At 64.4% G+C, this 13,502-nt stretch carries 16 protein-coding genes; 6 read left to right on the forward strand and 10 right to left on the reverse strand.

From position 1 onward, the window contains the following. Positions 1-168: 168 nt before the first annotated feature. The 3 genes from pufB to ECTOBSL9_RS09945 all read left to right on the forward strand — a co-directional run bounded on the left by pufB (position 169) and on the right by ECTOBSL9_RS09945 (position 1,842). A complete protein-coding gene (gene pufB, locus ECTOBSL9_RS09935) occupies positions 169-327 on the forward strand; it encodes a light-harvesting antenna LH1, beta subunit (protein ID WP_025280861.1) in 159 nt (52 codons plus the stop codon). Positions 328-417: 90 nt separating this feature from the next. Next, positions 418-615 (forward strand): light-harvesting antenna LH1, alpha subunit, encoded by a 198-nt coding sequence (gene pufA / locus ECTOBSL9_RS09940; protein WP_025280862.1) that lies wholly within the window; start codon positions 418-420, stop codon positions 613-615. Between the two features lie 366 nt (positions 616-981). After that, positions 982-1,842, forward strand: coding sequence for a DUF2189 domain-containing protein (locus tag ECTOBSL9_RS09945; RefSeq protein WP_063464906.1), 861 nt, complete (start codon positions 982-984; stop codon positions 1,840-1,842). A gap of 4 nt (positions 1,843-1,846) precedes the next feature. Here ECTOBSL9_RS09945 and ECTOBSL9_RS09950 read toward each other — a convergent pair whose 3' ends face one another. From ECTOBSL9_RS09950 to ECTOBSL9_RS09985, 8 genes are read right to left on the reverse strand one after another with little or no spacing between them, the layout of a single operon-like run. After that, the gene (locus tag ECTOBSL9_RS09950; RefSeq protein WP_063464907.1) at positions 1,847-3,523 is read right to left on the reverse strand and encodes a complex I subunit 5 family protein; all 1,677 of its coding nucleotides are present in this window, start codon (positions 3,521-3,523) and stop codon (positions 1,847-1,849) included. Then, the gene (locus ECTOBSL9_RS09955) at positions 3,523-5,022 is read right to left on the reverse strand and encodes a complex I subunit 5 family protein (protein ID WP_063464908.1); all 1,500 of its coding nucleotides are present in this window, start codon (positions 5,020-5,022) and stop codon (positions 3,523-3,525) included. Before ECTOBSL9_RS09955 ends, ECTOBSL9_RS09950 begins: the two co-directional genes overlap by 1 nt. Further along, the gene (locus tag ECTOBSL9_RS09960; protein ID WP_063464909.1) at positions 5,019-6,485 is read right to left on the reverse strand and encodes a complex I subunit 5 family protein; all 1,467 of its coding nucleotides are present in this window, start codon (positions 6,483-6,485) and stop codon (positions 5,019-5,021) included. Before ECTOBSL9_RS09960 ends, ECTOBSL9_RS09955 begins: the two co-directional genes overlap by 4 nt. Then, the gene (locus ECTOBSL9_RS09965; protein WP_063464910.1) at positions 6,478-6,768 is read right to left on the reverse strand and encodes an NADH-quinone oxidoreductase subunit K; all 291 of its coding nucleotides are present in this window, start codon (positions 6,766-6,768) and stop codon (positions 6,478-6,480) included. The genes ECTOBSL9_RS09960 and ECTOBSL9_RS09965 overlap by 8 nt, the downstream gene beginning before the upstream one ends. Beyond that, the gene (locus tag ECTOBSL9_RS09970) at positions 6,765-7,706 is read right to left on the reverse strand and encodes a hydrogenase subunit MbhD domain-containing protein (RefSeq protein WP_082829856.1); all 942 of its coding nucleotides are present in this window, start codon (positions 7,704-7,706) and stop codon (positions 6,765-6,767) included. The genes ECTOBSL9_RS09965 and ECTOBSL9_RS09970 overlap by 4 nt, the downstream gene beginning before the upstream one ends. Position 7,707: 1 nt before the next feature. After that, the gene (locus ECTOBSL9_RS09975; RefSeq protein ID WP_063464911.1) at positions 7,708-8,007 is read right to left on the reverse strand and encodes a monovalent cation/H(+) antiporter subunit G; all 300 of its coding nucleotides are present in this window, start codon (positions 8,005-8,007) and stop codon (positions 7,708-7,710) included. Then, positions 8,007-8,264 carry a monovalent cation/H+ antiporter complex subunit F gene (locus ECTOBSL9_RS09980; protein WP_063464912.1) on the reverse strand — a complete coding sequence of 86 codons (258 nt, stop codon included), beginning with the start codon at positions 8,262-8,264 and terminating at the stop codon, positions 8,007-8,009. The genes ECTOBSL9_RS09975 and ECTOBSL9_RS09980 overlap by 1 nt, the downstream gene beginning before the upstream one ends. Continuing rightward, positions 8,261-8,962 (reverse strand): Na+/H+ antiporter subunit E, encoded by a 702-nt coding sequence (locus ECTOBSL9_RS09985; RefSeq protein WP_082829857.1) that lies wholly within the window; start codon positions 8,960-8,962, stop codon positions 8,261-8,263. Before ECTOBSL9_RS09985 ends, ECTOBSL9_RS09980 begins: the two co-directional genes overlap by 4 nt. A gap of 201 nt (positions 8,963-9,163) precedes the next feature. On the opposite strand from ECTOBSL9_RS09985, the gene ECTOBSL9_RS09990 reads away from it, so the two are divergent. Beyond that, the gene (locus ECTOBSL9_RS09990; RefSeq protein ID WP_063464914.1) at positions 9,164-9,466 is read left to right on the forward strand and encodes a hypothetical protein; all 303 of its coding nucleotides are present in this window, start codon (positions 9,164-9,166) and stop codon (positions 9,464-9,466) included. 66 nt (positions 9,467-9,532) lie between these two features. Here the strand turns inward: ECTOBSL9_RS09990 and ECTOBSL9_RS09995 are convergent, their stop codons facing one another. Beyond that, complete coding sequence (locus ECTOBSL9_RS09995) at positions 9,533-10,531, reverse strand: DUF2333 family protein (protein WP_082829858.1); 999 nt, start codon at positions 10,529-10,531, stop codon at positions 9,533-9,535. Between the two features lie 200 nt (positions 10,532-10,731). On the opposite strand from ECTOBSL9_RS09995, the gene ECTOBSL9_RS10000 reads away from it, so the two are divergent. Together ECTOBSL9_RS10000 and ECTOBSL9_RS10005 are read left to right on the forward strand one after the other, a co-directional pair. Further along, the gene (locus ECTOBSL9_RS10000; RefSeq protein WP_063466137.1) at positions 10,732-11,250 is read left to right on the forward strand and encodes a sigma-70 family RNA polymerase sigma factor; all 519 of its coding nucleotides are present in this window, start codon (positions 10,732-10,734) and stop codon (positions 11,248-11,250) included. Further along, a complete protein-coding gene (locus tag ECTOBSL9_RS10005; RefSeq protein ID WP_063464915.1) occupies positions 11,240-12,040 on the forward strand; it encodes an anti-sigma factor in 801 nt (266 codons plus the stop codon). The genes ECTOBSL9_RS10000 and ECTOBSL9_RS10005 overlap by 11 nt, the downstream gene beginning before the upstream one ends. A gap of 47 nt (positions 12,041-12,087) precedes the next feature. Here ECTOBSL9_RS10005 and ECTOBSL9_RS10010 read toward each other — a convergent pair whose 3' ends face one another. Continuing rightward, a complete protein-coding gene (locus ECTOBSL9_RS10010) occupies positions 12,088-13,374 on the reverse strand; it encodes an MFS transporter (RefSeq protein WP_240480955.1) in 1,287 nt (428 codons plus the stop codon). Positions 13,375-13,502 lie beyond the last annotated feature (128 nt).

Below are 13,502 nucleotides of genomic sequence, written 5' to 3' on the forward strand. Positions count from 1 at the left end.
GGGTTCCATGAGTTCCCGCTCCAGGGGTGGTTTTAGGCGGATTCCGGGATTTAGTTGTTCTGGATCACTATTGTGGAACTTCTTCCGGTGTAGTGTCGGCCTCGTTGTGAGTGATCGCGTTGTGTCGACGCGGTGTATGTCGATAAGGCTGATTTGGAGGCTATTCAAATGATGGGTGAAACGAAAGGTTCTCTTTCGGGGCTGAACGAAGAGGAAGCCATGGAGTTTCATGGTGTGTTCATGACCAGCATGATGGGCTTCCTGGCGGTTGCCGCCGTGGCTCACGTTCTGGCCTGGATGTGGCGTCCCTGGGGTGTGTCCTGGTAAGACCCTTCGCCTGAATGGCGAATCAGGTCTGACGCAGTACCCTCAGCGAAGCAGTAAAAGCAGGTTCTTTCCGATATAGGAGATTTCAATATGTGGCGTACTTGGCTGCTGTTCGATCCGCGCAGAGCGCTGGTTGCCCTGTTTGCATTCCTGGCCGTGCTGGCCCTTTTGATCCACTTCATCCTGTTGAGCACTGAGCGCTTCAACTGGATGCACACTGCCTCCCTGGTCGACACGACCGAGCAGGTTGCGATGCAGGCTCAGACGGGCAAGTCGACCCTGGCCTAACTGGCCACGAGGTGTCTGACACCCGATCTTCCGGGCGGGATGGCTACGAAGCGTTCATCCCGCCCGGCATCCGGGCCATTCCTCCACCAGCGCCTCAACACCCCGTCCTGCTCCAGTCCTCGCCCACGAAGGACTGTCTCTTGTCAGTACCCCTTATCCTCCCATTCCCGCCGATCGGTAGCCTTTTATCGCGGCAAGCCAGGCCATGCCGGCCATTGATGCCCGTCTTGGGCATTCCGCAGATCCCGCATCTTTTCAAATGAAAGGCGTCTTCTGTCGTTGTCATCGACAGAAATCTTCCGAGTCATCTGCTAGGTTAAGTTGAGGGCCAACACTGACCCCAGCCGAGCCAAAGGAGATGTCATCGTGGACAACCTGATCAAGCGCCGGTATCCAGAAGATTCAGGCGAAATTCAACCACGGCAGACCTTGGATAGCGGTACGCCGCCCATTCGACAAATATCCACCGATGCGCCCCTGCGATGGCTGGTACTGGGATGGAAAGATCTTTGGCGGGCACCGGCAGGCCTGGTTCATGGGTTACTGGTTGCCGCCTTCGGGCTGGGGATTCTCTGGCTCACCTGGGGCCAGCCATGGCTCACCATGGCATTGATATCCGGATTTCTGCTGGTGGGGCCTGCATTGGCGGTGGGAGTCAATGAACTCGCTCGACACCTGGAGCATGGTGATCAGGGCAATCCGGGTATCGGACAAAGCTTTCGAGCCTTACCGGCGCTGGGCTCCTCCCTGTGGCTGTTTGCGGCCATGCTGGCTGCCATGTTCCTCATCTGGACCGGCTACATGGCCCTGTGGATCGGCGTCATGAATGTGGGCGTGCTTGGCCAACCGGGGAGCCTGGGTGAGTTGCTCGGCACCATGCTGTCCACTACCCGCGGCATCGTCTCCCTGATAGGGGTGGTGGTGGCGGGTGCTGCCTTGGCCGTTGCTGCCTTCGCGCTGAGTGTGGTCACGGTACCTGCGATGCTGGATCGCCACGCAGGGGTTGTGGACGCCATGGCGATCAGCCTGAAGGCGCTCAGCCGAAACCCGATTCCCATGCTGGTTTGGGCAGCGTGGATCACCGCCTTGTTCGGCCTGTCGGTGCTGACCGCACTCATCGCGCTGATCGTGGTGTTTCCCTGGATCGGCTTCGCCATGTGGCATGGATACCGTGAGATGGTGGTCCAGGACGAGGATCCGAAGACCTCTGAGAGCGCAACGTCATAGGTACTCATTTCCAACCATTTGCCTCGATGATCAGCACGGCGACGATCAGCGCGGCCACCGCGGTCTGTCCGAGCCGCCAGTGGCTGGCACGCTCGCCGACGATTGCAGGGACGCGGCGCCCGATGCGCGCTGCGGCGCGGCGTTGGCGGGCGACGAACTTTTCGGCACCACTGGCCACCAGTACGAAGGGACGGGCGATCTGATCCCTGAACACCTGTGGCCCGACCGCAAGGGCACGAGCGCGAATCCAGGCGCCAAGGGCCAGTGCGGCGCCCGTGGCCAGTGGCCAGGCCTCGGTGGGTCCGGCAGCGCTGATGGGTGCGGCGAGGGCCCCGGCGGCTGAAGACCAAACGAGCGGAAGTGCAGCCGCAGCCACCGCGAGACCGAGGGTCGGCAGGACCAGCCCCTCGGGAGGGGCAGCGTGCGGGGTGACCGGGGCCTTTGCCCATAGGGTGACGGCGAAGCGTGCCATCAGGAGCAGGGTGGCCAGACCCGACAGCGTCACCCCCACGATCAGCCAGGGAAGCCATGCCTCGGAGCCCGCCGCCAGGGCTGATTTCAGCGCCTCCTTTGCCAGTGCGCCCGAGGTCATGGGCATTCCCGCCAGTACGAGCGCCGGCACGGCAAGGAGGCTGAGCACCAGCACCCGTCCAGTACGCCCCGTCTGGGCGCCAAACAGCCCAGTACCTAGAAAGAGTGCGCCCTTGGCCAATGCGTGATGCGCCGCCATGAACACCAGCACGGGCAGGAGCGCCGGCCAGGCAGCAGGTGCCATCAACCCGGCCCCGAAACCGACCGCGATCAGTCCCATCTGGCTCACGCTGGAAAAGCCCAGTACCCTCTTGGGGTTGTCCTGGCTCAACCCCAGGAGCACCGCGGCAAAGATCGTGACGAGCCCCGCCGCCATCATCACCGTGCCGTGGTCGGGCATGGCCTGCGTACCCATGGGCAGCGTCGCCAGCATGCCGAACAGCCCGGCCTTGATCATGGCACCCGACAGCACGGCACTTGCCGGTACCGGGGCTGCGCCATGTGCCGGTGGCAACCAGAAATGCACCGGCATGATACCGAGCTTGACCGCGAAGCCCACCAGCAGGAGTGATGCCGTGAGCCCCGAGAGTTCAGCGGCACGCAGATCAGCCAGCAGGCGCGATCCGGCTTCGTTGGCGGCGAGCGCAAGCCCGGCAAACAGCGCCAACTCCCCCAGGATGACAAAGGCGATGTAGAGTCGACCGGCCTTGAAGGCCGTCTCCGAGCGCGCTTGTACCACCAGTCCATAGGCGGCAAAGCTCATCAGGCCGAAGAAAGCGTAAAAGCCGAGCGCATCCTGCGCGAGAATCAGCCCCAGATTACCGGTCATCGCCAACAGGAAGCACACTGCGAAGCCGCGTTCGCCCGGCGTGCCGCTGAACCATTCCCGCGCCGCTGCGCCGGCCGCAATCCACAACACCGCGGTGAATCCCAGGAACAGTCGTGCGACCTCATCGAGCCCGAAGGTGGCCCCCATCAGCAGCCACTCACCCCTGATGCTCAGTGGCATGGGGGCCAGCAGCGCCAGCGCCAGTGCGGGCAGCGCTGCCAGCGGCATCAGCCGCCAGATGAAGGGGCGCGCCTTTGGCAGCACCATGAGCAGGGCCAGCAGTGTCGGCAGTGCCAGGGGCAGGGCGATCGCGATAGCCATTACAGCGCCTCCTGCGAATATTCGAGGGTGACAATGAATCGGGTCCATTCAATCGGGCTGAAGGGCGCATTGGCCAGCCCCCCGGCAATCAGCACGAGCGCGGCGGTTGCGATGGGCGGCGCGGCGAGCATCCAGCCAATGCGCCGACGCACGAGCCCCTGCTGTGGCGCGGTGTCCGGGGTTCGGAACCAGGCCCGGTGGATCATCGGCAGGAAATAGGCGGCGTTGAGCAGGCTTGACCCCAGCAACAGCGGAATGACCCAGCCTTGTCCTGCCTGGAGTCCGCCCGCGGCCAGGTACCACTTGCTCACGAATCCGGCCAGCGGTGGCAGGCCGATCATGCCAAGCGCGGCCAGCGTGAAGGCTGCCATGGAGCCCGGCATGGCAAGACCCACGCCGTTCATCTGGCTGACCTTTTTGATTCCCCGCCCCTCGGCCAGGTTGCCCGCCACCATGAACAGGGTGATCTTCATGATGCCTTGATGGATCAGATGCGCGAGTGCGCCGATCGCCGCGATGGGGCTGGCCAGCGCGATGCCCAGAGCGATGTAGCTGACCTGGCTGACCGTGGACCAGGCCAGCCGGCGCTTGATGTCGTCCTGGCCGAGTGCCCGGATCGAGCCATAGAGGATCGTCACCGCCGCCAGCACCGCGAGCGGCGTGGTCAGCCCGAGGAGCTGCGCCGTCTCGATCCCGTACACCTCATAGACAACGCGCATGATGCCAAAGGCGCCGGCCTTGACCACCGCGACCGCATGCAGAAGTGCCGAAACCGGCGCCGGGGCGATCATGGCGATGGGCAGCCAGCTGTGCAGCGGCACCAGTGCCGCCTTGACCCCCAGCCCGATGATGAGCACGAGGAACAGCAACTGTGCGGCCAGGGGGGAGTCTTCCGCGACCCCGGCCAGAATACCGCCGGGGACGAAATCGGTGCTGCCCGCCAGCACCCAGAGCCCGAGTGTCCCCAGGAGCAGCACGAGCCCCCCGCCCAGGGTATAGATCAGGTAGATCCGCCCCGCACGCAGCGCCGCCGCGGTGCCGTAATGGATCACAAGCGGATAGGTGGCGAGCGTGAGTATCTCGTAGAAGATGAGGAAGGTGAACAGGTTACCCGCCAGCGCGATGCCCACCGTCGCGGCCACGCAGAGGCTGAAGAAGCCGAAAAAACGTGCCCGGTGCGGTCCCTTCTCCAGGTAGCCCACCGCATAGACCGTGGTGATCAGCCACAGCACCGCCGAAAGCGCGATGAACAGGATCGCCAGCGGATCGGCCTGCAGGTTGAACTCAAGCCCCGGCAGGACCGTCAGTCGCAGATCGTAGATCACGCCCTGACTGACCTTCCAGCTGAGCCAGCTGACCAGCACAAGCTTGAGCAATGCTGCGCCCAGATTGATGGCCGTGCGCAGCCGGGCACTGCGTTCGGGCAGTGCGAACAAGAGCGGAGCCGCGCACAGCGGGGTCATGAGGATCATGAGCGGCAACAGTGATGCGTCGTTCATGGCGTTGCACCGAAGGGATAGCCGATGTCCATGAAGCTCAGGATTGGTGCGGCGAAGAGGCCCAGACCCAGCGCGAAGAGCGCCAGCGTGAGCGGCGCGGCATCGGCCAGCGCCCAGCCCTGATGCTCACCCGCAGGGGTGCGCTGCCGATCGAAGCGCAGAAATCCGGTCAGAACCCGGCTGAAATAGGCCACGCTCAGCATCGTCGCGGTCATGGTCACCACAATCCAGTGCCAGTATCCGTTCGTCATCGCGCCCTCCATCAGGATCCATTTACCCGCGAAGCCGAGGCTTGGCGGCAGACCAACCAGGCTGATCGCGGCAACGGCGAAGCTGAGTTGGGCGAGCGTCGGGCGGATGGGTGAGCGGTCGAGATCGCGGATGCGGTCATGGCCGATCTCATCCTTGATGCGCCCGGCGGCCAGGAACATCGCGGCCTTGGCGATGGCATGAGCAAGCATCAGGAGCGCCGCTGCCTTCCAGCTTTCCGCCACCCCGTCTGCCCCTGCGCGCGCAAAAGCTACGAAGATGAGCCCGATCTGCGCCACCGTGGACCATGCAACCAGAAGCTTCAGCCGTTCAGCCCGCAGGGCCTGGATCGAGCCCCACAGGATCGCGCCCAAGCCCAGGACGCCGATGAGTGCGACCAGGATCTCGGAGGGTGGCAGCATGTATTGCGCCAATCGCAGCACGATGTAGAGTGACACCTTCACCACCAGCGCCGAGAGCAGTGCTGAGGCCGGAGCAGTGGCATTGGAATGGGCCTGGGGCAGCCAGACATGGAGAGGAAACAGGGCCGTCTTGAGGGCGAGCCCCGCCACCATCAGCGCCAGCGCCGCGCTGAGCGCAGGCGAGGAGTTGGCCGCGAGCAGGCCCGCAAAATCCAGCCGCCCGAGCTCCAGATACACGAAGCCCACGCCCATCAGGAAGAGAAGGGCCCCCAGGATGGAGGCGTACATGTATTCAAGCCCCGCGCGCACTGCCTCGATCCGGCCCGAAAGCACCGTCAGGCCCACAGCAGCCAGGGCGATCACCTCCAGCATCACGTAGAGGTTGAACAGGTCCGTGGAGAGATAGGCGCCGTTCAGGCCGCTGAGCAGCAACAGCCAGAGGGGCCAGAAATAACGACGCATCCGCTCGGGGACGCGGCGACTGGCGTAGCTGTCGAGCGCGCCGAGGCTGACCAACAGACCCACGCCGGCGGTCATGGCCAGGAGTATCGCGCTCAGCCCGTCGACACGCAGGTCGATACCCAGCGGCGCCTCCCAGTTGCCCAGGTGCGTGATCATCGCTCCCTCGGTCAGCACCTGCAGCACGAGCGCAATGGTGACAAGTGCGGTGAGCGCCATGGCACCCACACCCACCAGGTGGGCCTGGCGGGGCAGCAGGAAGGCCAGCATCGCCCCCGCGAGCGGGACAAAGATGACGGCGGTCAGCCAGTCGATGGCCAGCATCTCAGTCATTTTGCTCTTGCTCCAGCGTGTGCAGGCGACGGATGAGGGCGAGCGCCACTGCGGTGGCACTGATCATCACGACAATCCCCGTGATCACGAGCGCATGCGGTACGGGATCAGGCGTGGCGGGTGGTGCGTTCCAGGCGGCGACGATGAGCATGAAGCTCGCCCCCACCGAGCACAGCTTGAGCGCCAGCAGCCGGCGCAGCGGATCGACCAGTATCAGTGCGCCGCAGAGTCCGATGATGAAGACGGCAAGGCCGGTCAGGCCGAAGATCAGTCCGGTGCTCATGAACGTTTCTCCTCGATACGGATCGCCTCGGGCTCGCGGCCGTGAAAGAGCGCTGCCAGCGTTGCGGCGATGGACAGGGTGACCAGGCCTTCAATCAGAAGAATCAGGGGTTTGGCGTGGTCTGCCGGATACTCGAAGGGGACCCGGTCGCCGGCGGCCACCAGCAGCGCCACGGTGGCAAAGCTCGCGGAACCCAGGACGAACACCACCCGCGCCAGCGGTCGGTGCGCGGGCTGTGGTTGATAGTGCCGGGTCATCAGGAGCAGAACTCCTACGGCCGCCAGCACCGCGCCGCCCTGAAAGGCACCGCCCGGCGCAGACGCCCCCGCCCAGAGCAGGTAGGCACCGATGATCATCATCACCGGCAGGACGAGGCGGGCGAAGCTGCGATGGATGTCCCCCAGTGCTGGCCCTGGTGCCTGGACGATGCCGCGGTCGATCATCCACACCGTGATGATCGCGACGAGCAGTACCACCACCTCCATCAGCGTGTCGTAGGCGCGAAAGTTCAGGAGCACCGCAGTCACCGGATGGTCGACGCCACTGTTGGCCAGGTTGTCTGCCACCGCTCCACCCAGGCCAGCTGTGCCCAGCGGTGTCGCAAGAAATGCCGCGACCAGTCCGGCGAGGATGAGGGCGCAGAGCCCCACGTTGGCCGCCAAAACACCCCTGGGAAGCGATGGCCCACGTTCCGGGTCAGCGCGCACCTGCTGCCAGGTCGCAAGCAGCAGTGCCCCGGTCAGCCCGGTGCCGATGGCCGCCTCGGCCAATGCCACATCCGGGGCTGCCAGGCGCACCCAGGCGAGCGCGCTCATCAACCCAAAAACGATGACGAGCACGATCATCGCGAAGCGGTCCCGCACCACAAGCACGCTGACGGCCAGCATGACGATGGCGAGCCCGAGGGCCACATCGAAGACCAGGAGCGGATCCACCACGTCAGCGTGCCTCCCGGTGAGGGGAGTTCGACTGGAGTACGTGGCGCGCGGTCAGATGTCCGGAGACCGCACCCGAGGCAGCGACCAGGGCCCCTATCAGCAGGATCCGCACAACCTCTCCGGCCGAGTCGGCCAGAAGTGCCACCCCGAGGCAGGTGAGCCCCAGGCCCACCCCGTCGGCCTTGGTCAGCGCGTGCAACCGGCACAGGGTGTCGGGAAAACGCAGCAGCCCGATGGTGCCCACCACGAAGAAGGCCGCGCCAAGCGCAATCAGCACGATGGCAAGGAGCTCTAGCAACATCAGTGATCCCTCCTGGTGACGACCACGAAGCAGATCAACGTGACTGCGGTGAGGACCGCGAAGACAAGTGCCACATCCAGCAGTGCAGGCATGTCCATCACCTGCGAAAGGATCAGCAGGGTCGCTACTGCGGCGGTGCCCAGGAGCTGCGCAGCCAGCATGCGCTCCGCCGGTTGCGGGCCGCGCAGGACCCGGATGAGCCCCCCAAGGATCGAGGCAAGCAGTACCAGCAGGATGATTGGAAGCGCGAACGTCATGCTGCGTCCCCCGTGGCGATCGCTTTGGGCGCCGCGACTGTGGGCAGCCCGAAGAGGGCAGCGATACGCGCCTCCAGCACCCGGAGCTGCACCTCCACATCGGCGTCCGTGTCGAGCATGTGCACAACGAGCAGGTCACCATGGATGCCTGCCGTCAGGGTGCCCGGCAGCAGCGTGATGACGTTGGCGAACAAAAGCCGCGGCGCGCCCTCCGGCAGCGTGGTGCGAAACACCCGGCAGCCGGGGGCCAGCGCCTGCCGCCAGGCGAGCGCCCGGCGGGCCACGTCGAGCGCGCCCATCACCAGGCGCAGCGCGAACCAGGGCCCAAAGCGCAGCGCCCCGGCAGGAGAGAGGCGCCAGCGCGGTGGGCTCGAGTAGAGGAAGATCAGCATCGTGCCGGCCAGGACGGCGGGGCCGCCCATCACCCAGCTCTCCGCCGCGCCTCCGGTGAGTACCACCCAAAGCCCCGTGAGAAGTGCCAGACCAAACCCGGCACGTGCCAGGGGGCCGCGGCGGGGAGGGTAGAGGTCCACTGCGCTACCGGAAAGGACGTTCTTCCGGGGTCGCTGTGCAGGAAGACCATGGGTTGCCCGTTGACGATTCATGCCCAGAGGAACATGGGCAGGGATGCATGCTGGCTGGGCCAGGGGGGGCGCAGGCGCAGGCGCAGCTGGGCTGGAGCCAGGGCGTGGGGTCATGTTGTTTCTCCGTTGGCAACCGGATCACACATCCGTTGCCGGTAACAACGCGCCAGGGGCTGGCTTCATCCCGGGAATCGAAACGGGCTGCGTCGCCGCCCGCTGCCGTCACCCGGAGTCATGCCGGGAATCACGTAATGCAAAGATGGGATTATCTGCCCGTCTGCGGCGTTTTTCGGGTAGTCGCACGAGCAGGAGGACATGACCACGATGCTGAATCATTTGCCCCACATGAAGACTTGCGCTGCGGTTCTGGGCCAGCTGTTTCATCGCCATGCTCAGGCCTGCGAGGCACGGCTGGAAGAGCGCGACATGACCGTCATCACCGCCACCCTGATGCGCCTGTCCGAGCGCCAGCTCAACCGGATCGGCATGAGCCGCCGTACACTGGCTCTTGATGTGGATGATCTGGCGACCCGCGCCGATCGGGAGCGCCAGATTTGCCGCGAGGTACTGGAGATCGTCAAATGCGGTGAATCGCGGCGGGCCATCGCCGACGATTGAGATGCCCCCGGGCATGGGTCCCCGGGCATGGGCCCGGGGGCATTCGGCCGCGTGCGCGCAAAGGCGTCAGCGGGTGGCGCGAACCACTCGGCTGATCTCGTCGAGCTGGAGGACCGCACGCTTGAGGTAGAAGCCTTGCAGCTGCAGATGATTGGCAACGAAGCTGTTGGCCCCACTGCCGTTGAGCACCACCCGCGGTTCGAGTTGCGAGGCTCGGCGCAGGCTTTCGATGGCCTGTGCCCATACCCTCTCGAGCCCATGGGCGGCGATCACGCTCTGATAGTCCTCGCCCAGTTCGCGCAGCAGCAGGTAGAACGCATAGCTCATGCCCTTGTTGAAGTAGAGCATGCGGTTTGATGTGAAATTGATGATGAATGGGTCAGTCTCCACAAGCGCGTCCAGCCGCGCGGCGCGCGAGCCGAGGTCGGTGGCGATGCGGTCGACGGTCATCACCAGGGCATCGCTACGCGTCTCAAAGACTGCCTCCCCGCGCGCCACGCGCTGGTTGTAGTTGATCAGGGCGGCGTGCGCGGCCCTGTATTGCGCATCGGCCGGCTGGACGGGCAGAAGCGACCGGTTGAGGTCGAAAAGCCAGACATCGGGCGGGAACTGCAAAAGTCCTGCTGCCCGCTCAAGATCATCGTCGATCGCCCCTGAGCCCCGCAGTCGCCCGATTTGGGTTTCCATTTCAAGGGTGAAGCGGCCCACCCCCCGCATCATCCCACTCTGGAAGCTGGGCATGTTCACGTGAAAGGCCGTGGGGTAGAAGAACGGGTCGTTGGGGCTCCAGCGATGGCTGATGGTCTCGCGCTCGATCAGGGCGGCAGCCATGTCCACCGCACGGCTTCCCCCCTCTATGGGTGTGAGTGGCTTGAAGTTCGGATCGGCATCAATCCGGTTCATCATGCTGCCTGCCACCCCGAAATAGAGCCCGAAAGCAATCGTCAGCATGAGGGTGCTGCGCTTGACCACGGTGGTCAGGCGGGCGCCGAATATGCGTGCGCGCAGGGAGACCTTGGGGCGCCGCATGGTCTTTTGCTCTTGGGGGATCAGATCGTAGTACATGACGGCTCCTGTCCGATGAGGCTGTTCTAAAGAACGCCCAGATACCCCGGTTTAATCCCGCTCAGCTCCCCGCGAAAAAAATTCGTCCAAGTGGGATGAAACCTGCCCGGAAAGCGTTTAATCCGGAAGACGCTGACGCAACAACGGACAGAGGACGGCCACATGACGACGAAGCCATGCCTTGGGAGGGGAGTTCCGCCATGAGCCTGAAGAGCGAGCTTCACACACATATCCAGAGCCTGCGCCGTTACGCGCTGGTGCTGACCCGCAACCGCGACGCGGCGGAGGACCTGGTGCAGGAGACGTTGACCAAGGCCATTGCCCGGGCAGAGACATGGCAGCCCGGTACCGCGCTGCGGCCCTGGCTTTTCCGGATCCTGCACAACACCCATGTCAGCGACATCCGTCGCCGGCAAGTGCGCGAGGTCGCTGCCCCCGACCTGCCTGAGCCGATCTCCCCTGAGTCACAGCAGCACCATGCCGAGTTGCGCCAGGTGCTTGCGGCGCTCGACAGGCTGCCCGAGGCGCAGCGAGCGCCGATTGTTCTCGTGGCGCTTGAGGGAATGAGCTACAAGGAGGCCGCGTGCAGTCTCGATGTACCGTTGGGCACCTTCATGTCGCGGCTCGGTCGCGGACGCGAGGCCCTGCGCAAACTCATGGACGAGCCCCAACCCAGGAATGACAGCGTTTTTGCCGTAGGAGGCCGTCATGCAACGTAGCGACGACAATCTTCCCGAACACGTTCACGATCCCGAGTTGCAGGCCTATCTGGATGGTCGCCTTTCACCAGAGGCCGCTGCGGAAGTAGAAGCCCGGCTGGCCGGCGACGATACTGTTTCCGCCGCTGCGTCAAAGTGGCATCGTCAACGCGAGCTGATTCGGGAAGCGGCCCAGGTGCTGGACACTGGCGAATCGAACCTGCGTACGGCCGCACTCGAGCGCGACCTCGCATACAGACTCATGAAGCGCCAGCGGCGCGCACGTTTCGTTTCGCCGAGGCTGGGCCAGTTCGCCGCCTCGGTGGCCATCTTCGTCCTGGGCTGGGGGGCGCATATGGGCTATGAGCGGTTGGGCGCGCCCGACCACCCGGATTATGTCGCCGAGGCGCTCTCGGCGCACCAGGTGTTTGCCCATGATGACCTGTATCCGGTGGAGTTTCGTGCCGACGAGATCGAACAGGCGGTCAGCTGGCTGTCGGCGCAGATGGAGCGCAAGGTCGATAGCCCCAAGCTGGATAACCTGGGTCTTGAGGTAGTGGGCGCGCGGCTCCTGGGAACACAAAACGGGCCGAGTGGGCTGTTCATCTACGAGAATGCTGAAGGCCAGCGCCTCTCGGTGCTCATTTCCCCGCACGAGGAGGGCACGCCCGAAATCTCGCTGCGCGTGTCCCGCCAGGGAGAGCAGACGGTCGCCTACTGGAGCGACGAGGCGATCGACTACGCTGTGCTCGGTGGCCACGACCGGGCCATGCTCACACAGGTCGCCGCTGCGGTGTCGATGAGCCGATGATGCGTTCCCATGCCCAGCCTGGTTCGCGGGACTCATGGACCATGGCGCTATGGTTTGTTTTCCAGATCCAGCTCAGGTTGCAGTTCGGTGCGCGGATCCAGTTCGGCCGCCACCACCGAGGTGCGGGTAACCGGTAAAAAATCGGCCTTCTCTTCGCGGGCCACCGGTGGTTCCCGGAGTATCCGCCAGAGGGCGAACAGGGACAGCAGCAGGATGATGGCGCCGAATAGCAGGGGCAGTACGCTGATGGAAGCGACACTGACGGCGATCCCGGCCATGAGCGGACCCATGGTGGCCCCAATGCCGTTGATCAGGAGCAGTCCCCGGGTGCCTTCCAGTACTTCCGTGACATCCAATCTGTCATGGGTATGGGCTACCGCCAGGGCATAGAGGCTGAAGGCAAAGCCACCATAGAACAGGGCAGCCACCAACAGCATCGTCAATTGATCATCCACGGTCAGAAAGATGGCCAGGGCCGCCACGGCTGCACCAGCGCAGGTAAACACCAGCACCCAACGCCGGTCTCGATGGTCGGAGAAGAAGCCGATGGGCCACTGCAGCAGCGCGCCGCCCAGGATGACGGCGCTCACGAAGGTGGCCACCCCGAGGGGGGCGATACCGGACTGCTGGGCATAGATGGCCCCGAATCCCCAGAACCCGCCCGAAGCGATCCCGGACACCAGGGCTCCGATCACGCCGACCGGCGTCCTGTCGTAGAGCACCCTCAGCGACAGGGCCTGAGCCTTGATGGGCGCAGGCTGCAGGGCCGGGGTCAGGGCGATGGGGATCAACCCCAGGGAGAACAGGATGGCCACCAGTGCATAGCTGGCCAACTGCCCCGGTCCGTAAATCAGTACCAGGAACTGCCCCACTCCCAGCATGACCAGGCATATCATCATATAGAAGGCAAAGATCTGGCCCCGATTATGCCGTGCCCGCTCGTTGAGCCAACTTTCGATGACCATGTACAGCCCCACTACCGAAATGCCGTTGAATATGCGCAATACCCACCATATCCAGGGATCGAAGATCAGGCCGTGGAGCAGGGCGGCAATGGCTGATACGGCAGCCAGTGCCCCGAAGGCGCGGATGTGTCCAACACGGCGGATCAGGCCAGGACATAGAAACGAGCCGATGATGAAGCCCATGAAGAAGCCGGACATGATCAGGCCGATCAGCCAGCTGGGTAGCCCTTCCTGGGCCGCACTCAGTCCCAGCAGGGTGCCTAGCATGCCGGAGCCGCAGAGCAGGATGCCCATGCCAAGAAGCAGGGTGGAGACGGATTTGAGGGTCGGAAACACGGGGGCTGCGTCGATGAGGTATCGGACCCGCATCCTACCGTTTCCATCGACGTAGTGGGGCGCCACAATACCCTGGAGATGTGGACAGCCCAGGCCGCCCTTTGGCCTGCCGGTTTCGATCACGACGCAGGACTGCCTGCTTTGCAGTGACGGCGATCATC

This window comes from Ectothiorhodospira sp. BSL-9, assembly GCF_001632845.1.
Lineage (GTDB): Bacteria > Pseudomonadota > Gammaproteobacteria > Ectothiorhodospirales > Ectothiorhodospiraceae > Ectothiorhodospira.